Here is a 14,293-nt window from a genome sequence, read left to right on the forward strand (position 1 = left end):
CTACACCAGCTTGTAGGGGATCTGTTCGGTGTCCGGCGGCAGGCGCCAATGGTCGGGCGCGTCATAGGCGTAGGCCTTGTCGACGAGGTTGAGCACCAAAGCAGTCTCCGCTCCGAGCGCGACGACACCGTGCCAGACGCCGGGCGGAATGATGACGATAGCGGGCCTGACCGCTCCGACAATCTTGTGCCAAACCGTGCCGAATGTCGGCGAGGCCTTGCGACCGTCGAACAGCGAGATTCGAACGCTGCCCACCGAGCAAAAAAGCCGGTCGATTGTGACGCCATGGGCATGCCATCCCGTCACCGCGCCGGGATAAAGCGTGCGCTGAAACACCTGTCCGACCGGAAGTCCGTCGAGATCCCATTCCTCGCGAAAAACCTCGGTGAGGTAGCCGGTCGAAGTCGCGACAGGTCGGATTTCCTTGAGCGCGACGCCGTCGATTGTCGGCGCTTCGACGACAAGCCAGTCAGGTGTCACGGTTTGCCGGTCAGGCGTGCCTGTCGCCATCCAACCTTGCGGCACAGTACGATCGCTGTTGCTCATGACCGGTCCCAATCCCCAGCAAATTGATAGGGGGACGCCGGAATATAAGCAAGTATGCGTCTTGGCCGCACCTAAACAAAACCCGCCGGCGAGGCGGCGGGTTTGATTGTTCTGCAGGCCGTCGATAGACTTAAGGCGTACCGCCGCTGCCGCCGCCGGGGATGCCGGGCGCCAGCTTGCTGGCGCCGCTGATGATCTGGCTGAGGAAGTTCTGGTCCTTGCCGCCGGTCGGCGTCGTCCTCGAGATGAAGTCGAAGATCTTGCCGTCCTTGAGGCCGTAGTTGGCGATCTGGGTGACGCGGCCGTCGGCGCCGAAATAGACCGCCAGCACATGCTGGTCGATGATGCGAGGGTTGTCGAAGGCGACATAGCGCTTGCGCGTTTGCGAGATGTAGTAGAAGGCCTCGTTGTCGAAGGTCGCCGTCGTCGACGGCGTGCCCAGCGCCAAAAGCACCTGCTCGCGGCTCGACCCGACCGGCACCGAATCGATCGCCTGCTGGTCGATGACGTAGCCTTTCGTCAGCGTTTCGCTCGGATGGAGATCGCCGAACATCTTGGACGAATTGCAGGCGGAAAGCGCTGACACCACTACCAGCAGCGAAGCCACGCCCAACGGGGCGGGCGCAAAGAACGACTTGAATTTCAGCGCACCCAACAACAATTCTCCATCACATCCCCGCAACTTGCGCTGGGCCGCAAAACCGGTAAACCAGCTTGCATGCCGATGCAACAAGGCCAAATCAAACAACAGGTCCCCGGGAGACCGCCCTCAATGTTCCAGCGCCTTTTTGGCCGCGAACGCAATGCCAACCGCGCTATCACCGACGCGCTCTACGCACGAATCGTGGCGGCGGCGCGGCAAGCGGTGTTTTATTCCGACTGGAATGTGCCCGATACGCCGCTCGGCCGCTTCGAGATGCTGTCGCTGCACATGTATCTCGTCCAACACCGGCTGCGTGGCGAGCAAGGTGTGGCCGCCGAAGTCGCGCAAGTGCTGATCGACGAGTTCTTCCTCGATGTCGAGCATTCGCTGCGCGAACTTGGCATCAGCGATGTCGGCGTGCCCAAACGTATGAAGAAGCTGGCAAAGATGTTTTACGGCCGTACGGCCGCTTATGACGACGCGCTCAAGGAAGACGACCGGGTGGCGCTTGCGGCGGCGCTCGCCCGCAACGTCAGGCCGGACTCCGGCCCCTGGCCGCAGGCGCCGCTGCTGGCGGACTATGTCTGCGAGGCTAGCCAGAAGCTTGCCGCGCAGCCGACCGAATCGATCGTCGCCGGCATCGCCGCGTTCCCGTCCGCCGGGGCCGCGTAAAGGAGGCCGGGATGAAAGACGACGAATTGCGCAGCCCTGTATCCTTTGTCGCCAATGTCGCGCGGCTGCCGCAAAAGGGCCTGCCTGTCCTGGTCGAGGCCGATGAGCGCCAGCGCGAGGCGCTTGCCGCCGAATACGAACTGCTTTCGGTCGAGAACTATCGCGCCGAACTGCTTGTGGCCTCCTGGAAGCGCAATGGCGTCAAGGTCACCGGTCGCGTCGAGGCCGACATCACGCAGGCCTGCATCGTCACGCTCGATCCGGTCACCGCGCATATCGACGAGCCCGTCGAGGCGCTGTTTCTGCCCGAGCAGTCGAAGCTTGGGCGCGAGGGTTTCGAGGGCGGCGGCGAGATGATCCTCGACGCCGACGGACCGGACAGTCCGGAAATATTTTCCGGCGAAACCATCGATGTCGGCGCGCTGGCCGAACAGTTTTTCGGCCTGGCGATCGACCCCTATCCGCGCAAGCCGGGAGCCTCGCTCGACGTCGCCGGCGACGATCAATCCGAAGAAAGCGAATTCCAGAAAAAGCTGCGTTCGCTGCTCGGAAAATCCTGAGAGTGGTCCGGATTTTGGAAAAGTTGGTTGTGCCTAGGCGCAAAACCGCTATTTTCGCCGAACCTTCGCGAGCCCCCTTACCCTGGCAGGCGTCAGCCGCAAGCCAGGCAACCCGTGAGAAAAGCACTACGTGATCAGGATTTCCATCGATGCCATGGGCGGCGATCACGGACCGAGCGTGGTCATCCCGGCGCTGATGACGGTCGCCATCCGCCGCCCTGACATCCGCTTCGTCATCTATGGCCGCGAGGACGTGGTGCGTCCCGAACTCGCCAAGTTCCCGAAACTCGCCGAGATAAGCGAGTTCGTCCATTGCGAGATCGCGGTGCGCATGGACGACAAGCCGAGCCAGGCGCTGCGCCATGGCCGCTGGAAGTCGTCGATGTGGAAGGCCGTCGAAGCGGTCAAGAACGGCGGCGCGCAGGCCTGCATCTCGGCCGGTAACACCGGCGCGCTGATGGCGATGTCGAAATTCTGCCTGCGCACCATGGCCACCATCGACCGCCCGGCGATCGCAGCGCTCTGGCCGACGACGCGCGGCGAAAGCGTGGTGCTCGATGTCGGCGCCACCATCGGCGCGGATGCGCACCAGCTTATCGATTTCGCCATTCTGGGCACCGGTATGGCGCGCTCGGTGTTCGGCATCGAGCGGCCGAGCGTCGGCCTGCTCAATGTCGGCGTCGAGGAGATCAAGGGCCAGGAAGAAGTCAAGGAAGCCGGCCGCATGCTGCGCGAGGCCAACATGGCTTCGATGAATTATCGCGGCTTCGTCGAGGGCGACGATATCGGCAAGGGCACGGTCGACGTGGTGGTTACCGAGGGTTTTGCCGGCAACATCGCGCTCAAGACCGCCGAGGGCACCGCAAGGCAGATCGCGGGCTATCTGCGCGCCGCCATGAGCCGCACGTTCATGGCCAAGATCGGCTATGTCTTCGCCAAGGGCGCCTTCGACAGGCTGCGCGAGAAGATGGATGTCGGGCGCTCCAACGGCGGCGTCTTCCTGGGATTGAACGGCATCGTGGTGAAGAGCCATGGCGGCGCCGATTCGGACGGCTTCGCGGCCGCCGTCGAACTCGGCTACGACATGGTGCGCAACAATCTGCTTGACCGGATCGAGGCCGACCTCGATCTGTTCCATGCGCGCAATCCGACCGCGCAGGCAAACAGGAAATCCGGCGTCGCCGACGCCGAGGAATAGGACAGAGCCTTGATCAGATCAGTCGTGCGCGGCAACGGTGCCGCGCTGCCCCGCCGCATCATGAAGAATGCCGATTTCGAAGGCATGGTCGAAACCTCGGACGAGTGGATCGTCCAGCGCACCGGCATTCGCCAACGCCACGTCGCCGCCGACGACGAGACGACAGCCTCGCTTGGCGAGGCGGCGGCGCGCGCGGCGCTGGACAGCGCCGGCATGACGCCCGCCGATATCGACCTCATCATCCTGGCGACCTCGACGCCCAACAACACGTTCCCGGCGACCGCTGTCGAAATCCAGAACCGGCTCGGCATGCATCATGGCTTTGCCTTCGATATGCAGGCCGTCTGCTCGGGCTTCGTTTATGCGGTCGCCACCGCCGACCTTTATATCCGGGGCGGCCTGGCCAAACGCGTCCTGGTGATCGGTTCGGAAACATTCTCGCGCATCCTCGACTGGAGCGACCGCTCGACCTGCGTGCTGTTTGGCGACGGCGCCGGCGCGCTGGTTCTGGAAGCGGCAGACGGAGCGGGCGCGATTACCGATCGCGGCGTGCTGGCGGCGAGCCTGCGTTCCGATGGCGTGCACAAGGACAAGCTCTTCGTCGACGGCGGTCCTTCTACCACGGGAACCGTCGGTCATCTGAGGATGGAAGGCCGTGAAGTGTTCAAGCATGCCGTCGGCATGATCACCGATGTCATCGAGGCGACCTTCAGCGAGGCCGGCATAACAGCCGAGGACCTCGACTGGTTCGTGCCGCATCAGGCCAATAAACGGATTATTGACGCTTCCGCCAAGAAGCTCGGGATTGCCGAGCAGAAAGTGGTGGTCACCGTCGATTTACACGGTAACACCTCGGCTGCCTCGGTGCCGCTCGCTTTGTCGGTGGCCGTCGCCGACGGCCGCATCAAGAAGGGCGACCTTGTGCTTCTCGAGGCGATGGGTGGAGGTTTCACCTGGGGCGCGGTATTGCTCCGCTGGTAAGTGCCGAACTCGCCGGTTCGGTTCTTGACCTTGCCGGATCAATTACTTAGGCTCTGCCTTTACCTGTATCGATTTACGTTTTTGCGAGCAGATGGGACGGTCGCATGGGGGGAAAGACACTTACGCGTGCCGACCTTGCTGAAGCCGTTTACCGGAAGGTTGGGTTGTCGCGAACTGAATCGGCGGAGCTCGTCGAGGCCGTCCTCGATGAAATCTGCGAGGCAATCGTCCGCGGCGAGACGGTGAAGCTGTCATCCTTCGCCACCTTCCATGTCCGTTCCAAGAACGAGCGCATCGGCCGCAACCCCAAGACGGGCGAGGAAGTGCCGATCCTGCCGCGCCGGGTGATGACGTTCAAATCGTCGAACGTGCTCAAGAGCCGGATCCTGCGCTCGCATCAGAACAGCAAGGGCAAGGGCGGCAAATAGTTTGCTGGCGAATGCGGTTGAAAACCGTCGGCCATTTTGACGTCGGGCTTGAATATCGTTTCATAAATCGCTGAAATAAGGCACGATTCGGCATCATGAGCCGGATCGCGGTCCAGTGTGGAGGATTGGCCCATGGACAAGAGCCCCGACGCTTTCCGCACCATCAGCGAAGTCGCGGAAGATCTCGATCTGCCGCAGCATGTGCTGCGGTTCTGGGAGACGCGCTTCACCCAGATCAAGCCGATGAAGCGTGGCGGCGGCCGGCGCTACTACCGGCCGCAGGATGTCGAGCTGATCAAGGGCATCAGGCATATGCTCTACGATCAGGGCTATACGATCAAAGGCGTGCAGAAACTGTTGCGCGAAAACGGCAACCATTTCCTGGTCGCCATCGGCAATGGCGACATGGCCGCCGTGGAGGCGATCGCTCAGCGCCGCCAGGCCGAGCAGGTGCCGCTGACGGCGGCCGCGCAGCCGCGCGGCGACGAAGACGCGCTGGTCGGCCAACCGAAGGTGAAGCCCAGCCGCCGTTTCTTCGGCCTCGGCAAGAGCGACGACGAAGGTCCGGTACAGCCAGACGCCTCGAAATTGTCGCGTGACAATCGCGCCTTGCTGCAGGAGGCGCTGTTCGACTTGCTGGAATGCAAGCGCCTGCTCGACCAGGTTCGTTGAACGGTCGTCATTCGACTTGATGCCGCGCGCTCGGCCTGCCGGAACTGGCTCTGCGTCCATGCGTTAGGCCTTCTCGAAGAGAAGGACAAAAAGCATGGCACCGTTTTCGACCCTCTCCGACGTTGATATCGACAAGCAGGTCGCGGCGCTTTCGCGACAATTGCACGATCTCAAGAAGGTTTTGGCCAGGCGCGGCGACGCCTATTACGAGGATGGCCGCGAGACGGCGTCCGACTATTATTCGCAACTTGCCGATCGCCTCCACGAGGCGCTGCCCGCAATAAGGCGCAGGGGCAGGGCGATTGAGCGTACGGCGCGAGATCATCCGGCGACGGCCGCCGCCGTCGGGCTGGTCGTGGTCGGATTGCTTGCCGGCCTTCTTATCAGCCGGCGCTGATCGATCGACGCGATATGAACAGAAATGGCGGCCGTCCTCGACAGCCGCCATTTCCGTGCCATTTGGCTATAGCGATCAGTTCGCGAGCTTGAGCCGCGTCTTCGGATCGACTTTCATAACCTGGCTGCACTTGCCGTAGACGGTGCCGTTCTTGTCGGTGGCATCGGTATAGGTGCCTTTGCAATCCAGCTGCAGCACCAGGCACGAGCCATGGCCCTTACAGACCGCGCCGCCGTCGCCGGTCGGATGGGTGCCGGCAAAGGCCGGAGCCGAGACCGAGCCGAAAGCCGAAAAGATGAGAGCCGCGGCGAGGCTGATACGGTTGAAGTTGGTCATTTGAGCATTTCCTTCCATTGGTTGTTGGGATCGCCGTCCTGGCGTCCCCGTTGGGTTGAGGAGCACCTTCGCGGTGCCCATGACCGTTTAGTGCTGGCCCCAATGGAAAGGTTCATATGCCGCGCGATTTTTTTCGTTTGGCCGGCGACGTCTGTGTTCAGCCGTCAAACTTATCGGTGCCCCGCATCGCGCCACGGGCAATTCGGGGCAGGCGGCGCGGATAGGATATACGCCTTCGCTGCCAGCTTGTCGGTCGGGGTCACAAACCGAGGGTTGCGGTCGACGATCTTTCGCCACAGCATCAGTTCGTTATAGCGCCGGGGCGGCGGGATTTGGCCAATAGCCGAGCTTCATGGCGAAGGGGGCAACGAGGGCCGGATGGCGAAGCGTGACGACGGCACGGGCGACCGCCAGTAGCAGGCGGTGTCTGGCCGAAAGATCGGCGCAGGCCCCCATTAGGCGCAATCCGGAGTGCGGTTCGGCATCACCGGATGTTTAAGCCGAAAAGTCCGATGGGAAGACTGGTCCGCTCTGGCGGCGAAGGCCTGCCTTCCCATCGGCAGAAGGGAAGGATCAGGCCTTCTTCGGAGCCATCGTCTTGTGGTGGTGATGATGGTGGTGGTGATGGCGGTGATGATGCCTGTGGTGATGACGATGATGGTGATGCTTCTTCATCGGAGCCGCGTCGGCGCTGGTGGCGCCGAGGATCGGCATGGTGAACGCCAGGGCCAGAGCCAGCCCGAGCGCGGAGAGGAGGGACTTCTTCATGACTTCGTTTCCTTTTTACGCGGGCCTTCCGAGATTCACCGGAGCAAATCGGTGACCCAAGCCTCGCGATAGGGACTATCCTCCTGGTTTTTTTCGACAATTTTTCCCAAATGTAGATTTTTGTTTCTGGATTGTTTCTGGGGACCCTCTTGCGCCGCGCGCCCGCCCTGGCCTACGAGGATTGCGCGCTCCTTGGAAATCCAAGGATGCGGCTGCCTGGCCTCACATAGGCGGCGCGATGCCGTGATTCCCGACCACGACCCGGTTGGCCACGAGCTTGCCGTCGCCGCCGCGCTCGGCGTTGACGAACACCGCGATGCCCGGCGTGAGATCCGCCGGCGTGGCGGCGGCGAATGTCACGATCGGTGTCGTCTGCGGAATCGCGATCTGCTTCTTCTGGCCGTTGTCATAGGTGAGCGTGACCGTGCGGCCTTCGATTTCGGTGACGTCGGCGACGGTGCCGTTGGTCATGCGGCTGTTGGGCTGCAGATCCCAGTCGCGGTCGCCTTCGCCCGTGCCCTTCAGGGCCGCCGGGAAGACCACGACTTCCAGCGCGCCGCTGCCGCCATCGGCCTTGGAAATCGAGGCGATGCCAAGAAAATCGCCTTGCTTGATATCGGCTGCCGATGCCTTGGCGACGCCCGAGATCTTCCAGCCGTCGGCAAGCGCGATCGCATCGGTCTTGCCGTCGCGGTCCTTCACCGTGAGCGTCGATCCGGCAACGCCGACGACGGTGCCTCGAACGCGTGTGGCGTACGCCGCCTGCGCTTCCGTCGCGCCGACGACGCTTGAGATGGCGCCAAGCAAAATTGCGAACGATTTCAAATTCATGGCATTCGATCCTTCCGTGAAACACCCGGCGCGCGGGTTTGGCTGCCGGTGACGGTGAGCTAACGAATCGAGGCGTCGAAAATGCCGGCGAATCCGGTCGAGGATCTTCAAAAGAACTTGATTGAGCGCCGAGCGGCCTTACATCTACGGGGCCCGAGGCATTCGGCCAAAACGCAGCTTCACGATGGCGTGACGCCGTATGGGTGCTCTTGGCAAATCATTTGTTAACGAGCATTCTCCCGCCGTCTCAGGCAACACCCACATTTCATCCGACCTGTTTCATCTTTAAGGAGTTGCCATGCCCAACACCGTACGAAACGCTGTTTCCAACGATATCATTGCCGCGTCCGGCCTCAATCCGTTGAAAGCCGCTCGCGAAACGAGGGGATACACGATCGAGGAACTCTCTTTGACCTGCGGCCTGGCCGTGGGCGAGATCGTCGACATCGAGGACGGCAAGGACGCCGACCCCGCCAAGCTCCGGCGCATCGCTTCCGCGCTGCAAGTGCCGGAAGAGGAATTGATCAGGGTGCCGTCCGCAGAGAATCGGCCCACACAGCAATAGAGACGCCAGAAGCGTCCATCCAGAAGCCCGCCGAGGGTTGGCCCGGCGGGCTTTTTAGTGCCTGCGAGGCGCAGGCGCTGGCTCTTGCCAATAACCGCCATGCCATGCGATTCGCCGAGCGCTGCTGTTCGACAGACCTGATGAGGGATTCACCATGAGCTTGGAATCGGTCCGCGCCTTTCTTGCGGAGCACGCGCCCGATGTCGAAGTCATCGTCACCGAAGCAAGTTCCGCAACAGTGGCGCTGGCGGCGGAGGCGCACGGCGTCACGCCGGCGCAGATCGCCAAGACGATCTGCCTGCGCGTCGCTGACGAGACCATGCTGGTCGTGACCAGCGGCATCGCCAGGCTCGACAACCGCAAATTCAAGGACAGGATGGGCGGCAAGCCGCGCATGCTCGGCGGCGAAGAGGTGCTGGCAGTCACCAGCCATCCGCCGGGCGGCGTCTGTCCGTTCGGCCTGCCGGCGCCGCTGCCCGTTTATTGCGATCTGTCGCTCAAAGCCTTCGGCGAGGTCGTTCCGGCAGCCGGCGCCACCAATGCCGCGGTGCGCATCACGCCGCAGCGCATGGCCGATCTGGTCGGCGCCGTGTGGGTCGACGTTTGCCAGTAACAATTGCCGCCTAGATATCTTTTTATGGTTCGTCGAGGGCCGTCGCGCGGTTTTGACCGACGTTCGGCCGCGGCCGCTCGCTTTCCATTTGGTTCGGTACGGGCGCCTGCTGCCCGTGCCTTTAGCCGTTGCGCTTCGAGCAATTGGAAAAGCGTCGACCGATGGCCAAATTCTGGACATTAGTCTTGACAGAAATACATATGTTCAATACCGGTCAAGCAACCGAACAGCATGCGATATGGGAGGAATACACGGTATGGCATCCAACATTTCGTTGACGGGCCTTGCCCGCGATCTTGAGGAACGAGCCAAGTCGGGCAAGCCCATCCGCATCGGCCTGATCGGTTCCGGCGAAATGGGCACCGACATCGTCACCCGCGTCGCCCACATGTCCGGCATCGAGATCGGCGCCATTTCGGAACTCAACCTGCCGGCGGCCAGCAAGGCCGTCGATATTGCCTTCCAGGAAGCCGGCCATGCGCGCGAGGTTTCCAACACTTCGGCGATGACCTCGGCCATGGAGGCCGGCAAGATCGCCGTCACCAGCGATTCCAGCCTCGTCATCGGCAATGACCTCATCGACGTCGTCATCGACGCGACCGGCGTTCCGGCCGTCGGCGCCGAGATCGGCCTGCGCGCCATGGAGCATGGCAAGCATCTGGTGATGATGAATGTCGAGGCCGACGTCACCATTGGCGCCTACCTCAAGAGCGAGGCCGACCGTCTCGGCGTCACCTATTCGCTGGGCGCCGGCGACGAGCCGTCTTCCTGCATGGAACTGATCGAATTCGTCTCCGCCATGGGGCATCCGATCGTTGCCGCGGGCAAAGGCAAGAACAACCCGCTCAACATCGACGCCACGCCTCCGGACTATGAGGAGGAGGCGAAGCGCCGGCATATGAATGTGCGCATGCTGGTCGAATTCGTCGACGGTTCGAAGACCATGGTCGAGATGGCGGCGATCGCCAACGCGACCGGGCTGGTCCCCGACAAGCCCGGCATGCACGGTCCGGCGGCGACGCTTGGCGAATTGTCCAAGGTGCTGGTGCCCGAGAAGGACGGCGGCGTGCTGTCGAAGGTCGGCGTCGTCGACTACTCGATCGGCAAGGGTGTCGCGCCCGGCGTCTTCGTCGTCGCCGACATGTCGCATCCGCGCATCTCGGAGCGCATGGAAGACCTGAAGATGGGCAAGGGCCCGTATTTCACCTTCCATCGCCCCTATCACCTGACCTCGCTGGAAGTGCCGCTGACCTGCGCCCGGGTCGTGCTTTACGGCAAGGCCGACATGGTGCCGCTGGCCAAGCCCGTGGCCGAGGTCTGCGCGGTCGCCAAGAAGGATCTGAAGCCCGGCGACAAGCTCGATGCCATCGGTGAGTATTGCTATCGCGCCTGGATCATGACGGCCCCGGAGGCCCATGCGGCGCGCGCCGTTCCCTGCGGCCTGCTGCAGGGCGGCTCCGTCACCCAGTCCATCAAGAAGGGCGAGCTCATCACCTATGCCAACGCGGCGCCCGCGCCGGGCTCGAAGATCGCCGAACTGCGCGCCCGCCAGGACAAGCTCGTTTACGGCGCTGTGGAGGCGTGATCATGGCTGGAGCCAGCAAAGCCGTCGTGGATAGCCGGGCCAACCTGCCTTTCGTCTATCGCCAGTACAGTCCGGAGCAGCTCAGGGAGGTGCTTCATAAGATGTACCTCATCCGCCGCTTCGAAGAGGGCGCCGAAGAGTGCTACATGCGCGGCCTCATCCACGGCACCATGCACCTGTCGATCGGCCAGGAAGCCAGCGCCATGGGCATCTGCATGCCGCTCGCCGAGGATGACCAGATCACCTCGACGCATCGCGGCCATGGCCATTGCATCGCCAAGGGCGCCGAGGTCAGCCGTATGTTCGCCGAGTTCTTCGGCAAGACCACCGGTTACTGCAAGGGCCGCGGCGGCTCCATGCACATCGCCGATGTCGCCAAGGGCAATCTCGGCGCCAACGGCATCGTCGCCGGCGGCATTCCGATCGCGGTGGGTGCCGCACTTTCCGCCAAGAGGATGAAGACCGGCAAGGTCGTGGTCTCCTTCTTCGGCGACGGCGCCAACAATGAGGGCGCCTTCCATGAGGCGCTGAACATGGCGGCGATCTGGAAGCTGCCGGTGATCTTCGTGTGCGAGAACAACGGCTACGGCATGTCGACCTCGACGGCGCGCTCGACCGCGGTGAAGAACATCGCCGAGCGGGCGGCCGCCTATTCGATGCCCGGTGTTATCGTCAACGGCAATATCTTCTCCGAGGTCGCCGAGGTGTCCTTCAAGGCGGTGGAGCGGGCGCGCGCGGGCGAGGGGCCGACGCTGATCGAATCCAAGACCTATCGCCATCGCGGCCATTCCAAGAGCGATCGCAACCGCTACCGCACCAAGGAAGAGATCGAGGACTGGATGGCGAACCGCGATCCGATCACGCTGTTCGAGACCGAACTGCGTGACTTCGGCTTCATCGACGACCAGGGCATCCAGGCGATCCGCGACGCGGTCGCCAAGGAGATCGCCGACGGTATCGAGTTCGCCAAGGCGAGCCCGGCGCCCGAGATCGCCGCCCTTGCGGACTACGTTTACACGGAGCATGCGTGATGGACGCCGTCGTGCGTGAACTGAGCTACGCCCAGGCGATCCAGGAAGCCATGGCTATCGCCATGGACATGGACGAGCGCGTCTTCCTGATGGGCGAGGACATCGGCGTCTATGGCGGCGCCTTCCAGGTGACGGGCGATCTTGTCGAGCGCTACGGCAGCGACCGCGTCATCGACACGCCGATCTCGGAACTGGGCGGCGCCGGCGTCGCGGTGGGCGCCGCCGTCACCGGCATGCGGCCGATCTTCGAATTCCAGTTCTCGGATTTCGCCACGCTCGGCATGGAGCAGATCGTCAACCAGGCGGCCAAGATGCGCTTCATGCTCGGCGGCGAGGTTTCGGTGCCCCTGGTGATGCGCTTCCCGGCCGGCTCCGGCACGGGCGCCGCCGCCCAGCACAGCCAGAGCCTCGAGGCCTGGCTCGGCCATGTGCCCGGCCTGAAGGTGATACAGCCGGCGACGCCGCACGATGCCAAGGGCATGCTGCTTGCCGCGGTCGCCGATCCGGACCCGGTCATGATCTTCGAGCACAAGCTGCTCTACAAGATGAAGGGCCATGTGCCGGAAGGCCACTACACCGTTCCGATCGGCAAGGCCGAGATCCGCCGCGAAGGCCGCGATCTCACCATCGTCGCCACCTCGATCATGGTGCAGAAGGCGCTCGATGCCGCGGCCGTGCTGGAGGGCGAGGGCATCGACATCGAAGTGGTCGATCTGCGCACGATCCGGCCGCTCGACAGGCAGACCGTCATCGACAGCGTGAAGAAGACCTCGCGCCTGCTCTGCGTCTACGAGGCGGTGAAGACGCTCGGCATCGGCGCGGAAGTGAGCGCGCTCGTCGCCGAAAGCGAGGCGTTCGACTATCTCGATGCGCCGATCGTGCGGCTCGGCGGCGCCGAGACGCCGATCCCCTACAATCCGGACCTGGAAAAGGCGACGGTGCCGCAGGTTCCCGACATCATCGCCGCCGCCCGCGACCTCGTGAAAGGGGTCCGCTGAGCGATGCCGACCGAAGTCATTCTTCCCAAGGTCGACATGGACATGGCGACCGGACAGATCTCGCGCTGGTTCGCAGAGGAAGGCGCCAAGGTCAAGAAGGGCGACGTGCTCTTCGAGATCGAGACAGACAAGGCGGCGATGGAGATCGATGCGCCGGCCAGCGGCACGCTGCGCAACGTCACCGGCAAGGAGCGCGTCGACATTCCCGTCGGCGAGCCGGTGGCGTGGATTTATGCCGATGACGAAGTCTACGCGCCAATCTCCCCCCTAAGGGGGGAGATGCCGGCGAAGCCGACAGAGGGGGGCGCTGTTCCGTCAACCTCTTATTCTGTCGCGCCCCCCTCTGGCCTGCCGGCCATCTCCTCCACGAGGGGGGAGATCAGCCAATCGCAAGGGCCCGCCCGAGCCACGCCTTTGGCTCGACGCTTGGCCCGTGAGGCAAATCTGGACCTCTCGGCTATAGCAGGCAGCGGTCCGCGCGGCCGTGTTGTGCGCGCCGACGTTGAGGCCGCAGCCGCCGCGAAAGACGCGGCCGCCTCTGCTCAGCCCGCCGCCGAGATTCCGGCCGGCGCTCCATCCGCTCCGGCCCCAGCACCCAAGCCGATGTCGGACGACCAGGTGCTGAAGCTGTTCGCCGAAGGCTCCTATGAGCTTGTGCCGCATGACAACATGCGCAAGACCATTGCGCGCCGCCTGGTCGAGGCCAAGTCCACCATCCCGCATTTCTACCTGACGCTCGACTGCGAGCTCGACGCGCTCTTGGCGCTGCGCACGCAGTTGAATGCCGCGGCGCCGATGAGGAAGACCGACAAGGGCGAGGCCCCGGCCTACAAGCTCTCCGTCAACGACATGGTCATCAAGGCGATGGCGATGGCGCTGATGGCGGTGCCGGACGCCAATGCTTCCTGGACCGAGAGCGCCATGGTCAAGCACAAGCACGCCGATGTCGGCGTCGCGGTGTCGATCCCCGGCGGCCTGATCACGCCGATCATCCGGCATGCGGACGAAAAGACGCTGTCGGTCATCTCCAACGAGATGAAGGACCTGGCCAGCCGCGCCAGGAGCCGCAAGTTGAAGCCGGAAGAGTATCAGGGCGGCACCACCGCTGTGTCCAATCTCGGCATGTTCGGCGTCAAGGACTTTGCCGCCGTCATCAACCCGCCGCATGCGACGATCCTAGCGGTCGGCGCCGGCGAGGAGCGTGCGGTGGTGAAGAAGGGCGAGATCAGAATAGCCACCGTGATGTCGGTGACGCTGTCGACCGACCACCGCGCGGTCGACGGCGCGCTTGGCGCGGAACTGCTCGGCGCCTTCAAGCGCATGATCGAAAACCCGATGGGCATGCTGGTGTAAGCCAATCCTGCAGGCCCTTGATCCGGCTTGCTCTTAACGCCACGGACCCTCCGATCACCGACTTGTCAGGCCGGCAGCTCGTAGGAAACCCTGCCTAGCGCTTGAAGCCGCCGCTA

General features: G+C 63.3%; 18 protein-coding genes. 13 read left to right on the plus strand and 5 right to left on the minus strand.

Going from position 1 to position 14,293, the window contains the following annotated elements:
* Window positions 1-546 carry a dTDP-4-dehydrorhamnose 3,5-epimerase family protein gene (locus tag FJW07_RS08265; RefSeq protein WP_246680708.1) on the minus strand — a complete coding sequence of 182 codons (546 nt, stop codon included), beginning with the start codon at window positions 544-546 and terminating at the stop codon, window positions 1-3.
* 130 nt (window positions 547-676) lie between these two features.
* A complete protein-coding gene (locus FJW07_RS08270) occupies window positions 677-1,201 on the minus strand; it encodes an outer membrane protein assembly factor BamE (protein WP_140641443.1) in 525 nt (174 codons plus the stop codon).
* 117 nt (window positions 1,202-1,318) lie between these two features.
* On the opposite strand from FJW07_RS08270, the gene FJW07_RS08275 reads away from it, so the two are divergent.
* From FJW07_RS08275 to FJW07_RS08305, 7 genes are all read left to right on the plus strand, one after another.
* The gene (locus tag FJW07_RS08275; protein ID WP_140658592.1) at window positions 1,319-1,861 is read left to right on the plus strand and encodes a ubiquinol-cytochrome C chaperone family protein; all 543 of its coding nucleotides are present in this window, start codon (window positions 1,319-1,321) and stop codon (window positions 1,859-1,861) included.
* A gap of 11 nt (window positions 1,862-1,872) precedes the next feature.
* Window positions 1,873-2,421 (plus strand): DUF177 domain-containing protein, encoded by a 549-nt coding sequence (locus FJW07_RS08280; protein ID WP_140855675.1) that lies wholly within the window; start codon window positions 1,873-1,875, stop codon window positions 2,419-2,421.
* A 130-nt stretch (window positions 2,422-2,551) separates the two neighbouring features.
* Window positions 2,552-3,619, plus strand: a complete 1,068-nt coding sequence (gene plsX / locus FJW07_RS08285; protein ID WP_140707519.1) for a phosphate acyltransferase PlsX — start codon at window positions 2,552-2,554, stop codon at window positions 3,617-3,619.
* 9 nt (window positions 3,620-3,628) lie between these two features.
* Entirely contained in the window at window positions 3,629-4,600 is a 972-nt protein-coding gene (locus tag FJW07_RS08290) for a beta-ketoacyl-ACP synthase III (protein WP_140707521.1), read from the plus strand.
* Between the two features lie 104 nt (window positions 4,601-4,704).
* Window positions 4,705-5,028: an integration host factor subunit alpha gene (locus FJW07_RS08295; protein ID WP_023815657.1), complete on the plus strand. Its 324-nt coding sequence runs from the start codon at window positions 4,705-4,707 to the stop codon at window positions 5,026-5,028.
* A gap of 132 nt (window positions 5,029-5,160) precedes the next feature.
* Window positions 5,161-5,700 carry a MerR family transcriptional regulator gene (locus FJW07_RS08300; RefSeq protein WP_042640150.1) on the plus strand — a complete coding sequence of 180 codons (540 nt, stop codon included), beginning with the start codon at window positions 5,161-5,163 and terminating at the stop codon, window positions 5,698-5,700.
* A gap of 94 nt (window positions 5,701-5,794) precedes the next feature.
* Entirely contained in the window at window positions 5,795-6,097 is a 303-nt protein-coding gene (locus FJW07_RS08305) for a DUF883 family protein (RefSeq protein ID WP_140855677.1), read from the plus strand.
* 75 nt (window positions 6,098-6,172) lie between these two features.
* Here FJW07_RS08305 and FJW07_RS08310 read toward each other — a convergent pair whose 3' ends face one another.
* From FJW07_RS08310 to FJW07_RS08320, 3 genes are all read right to left on the minus strand, one after another.
* Complete coding sequence (locus FJW07_RS08310) at window positions 6,173-6,433, minus strand: hypothetical protein (RefSeq protein ID WP_140855678.1); 261 nt, start codon at window positions 6,431-6,433, stop codon at window positions 6,173-6,175.
* Window positions 6,434-7,006: 573 nt separating this feature from the next.
* Window positions 7,007-7,201, minus strand: coding sequence for a hypothetical protein (locus FJW07_RS08315; RefSeq protein ID WP_140641457.1), 195 nt, complete (start codon window positions 7,199-7,201; stop codon window positions 7,007-7,009).
* A 222-nt stretch (window positions 7,202-7,423) separates the two neighbouring features.
* Window positions 7,424-8,032: a hypothetical protein gene (locus tag FJW07_RS08320; protein ID WP_140641459.1), complete on the minus strand. Its 609-nt coding sequence runs from the start codon at window positions 8,030-8,032 to the stop codon at window positions 7,424-7,426.
* A 298-nt stretch (window positions 8,033-8,330) separates the two neighbouring features.
* On the opposite strand from FJW07_RS08320, the gene FJW07_RS08325 reads away from it, so the two are divergent.
* From FJW07_RS08325 to FJW07_RS08350, 6 genes are all read left to right on the plus strand, one after another.
* On the plus strand, window positions 8,331-8,597 hold the full coding sequence (locus FJW07_RS08325; protein WP_140855680.1) for a helix-turn-helix transcriptional regulator: 267 nt from the start codon (window positions 8,331-8,333) through the stop codon (window positions 8,595-8,597).
* 154 nt (window positions 8,598-8,751) lie between these two features.
* A complete protein-coding gene (locus FJW07_RS08330; protein ID WP_140658582.1) occupies window positions 8,752-9,210 on the plus strand; it encodes a YbaK/EbsC family protein in 459 nt (152 codons plus the stop codon).
* A gap of 256 nt (window positions 9,211-9,466) precedes the next feature.
* Window positions 9,467-10,795 (plus strand): NAD(P)H-dependent oxidoreductase, encoded by a 1,329-nt coding sequence (locus FJW07_RS08335; RefSeq protein WP_140855682.1) that lies wholly within the window; start codon window positions 9,467-9,469, stop codon window positions 10,793-10,795.
* A 2-nt stretch (window positions 10,796-10,797) separates the two neighbouring features.
* Window positions 10,798-11,826 (plus strand): thiamine pyrophosphate-dependent dehydrogenase E1 component subunit alpha, encoded by a 1,029-nt coding sequence (locus FJW07_RS08340; RefSeq protein WP_140855684.1) that lies wholly within the window; start codon window positions 10,798-10,800, stop codon window positions 11,824-11,826.
* A complete protein-coding gene (locus tag FJW07_RS08345; protein WP_140641599.1) occupies window positions 11,826-12,824 on the plus strand; it encodes an alpha-ketoacid dehydrogenase subunit beta in 999 nt (332 codons plus the stop codon). Before FJW07_RS08340 ends, FJW07_RS08345 begins: the two co-directional genes overlap by 1 nt.
* Before the next feature lie 3 nt (window positions 12,825-12,827).
* Window positions 12,828-14,177, plus strand: a complete 1,350-nt coding sequence (locus FJW07_RS08350) for a pyruvate dehydrogenase complex dihydrolipoamide acetyltransferase (protein ID WP_140855685.1) — start codon at window positions 12,828-12,830, stop codon at window positions 14,175-14,177.
* The last annotated feature ends 116 nt before the right edge of the window (window positions 14,178-14,293 follow it).

The sequence above is a fragment of the Mesorhizobium sp. B3-1-9 genome, assembly GCF_006439595.1.
GTDB lineage: Bacteria > Pseudomonadota > Alphaproteobacteria > Rhizobiales > Rhizobiaceae > Mesorhizobium.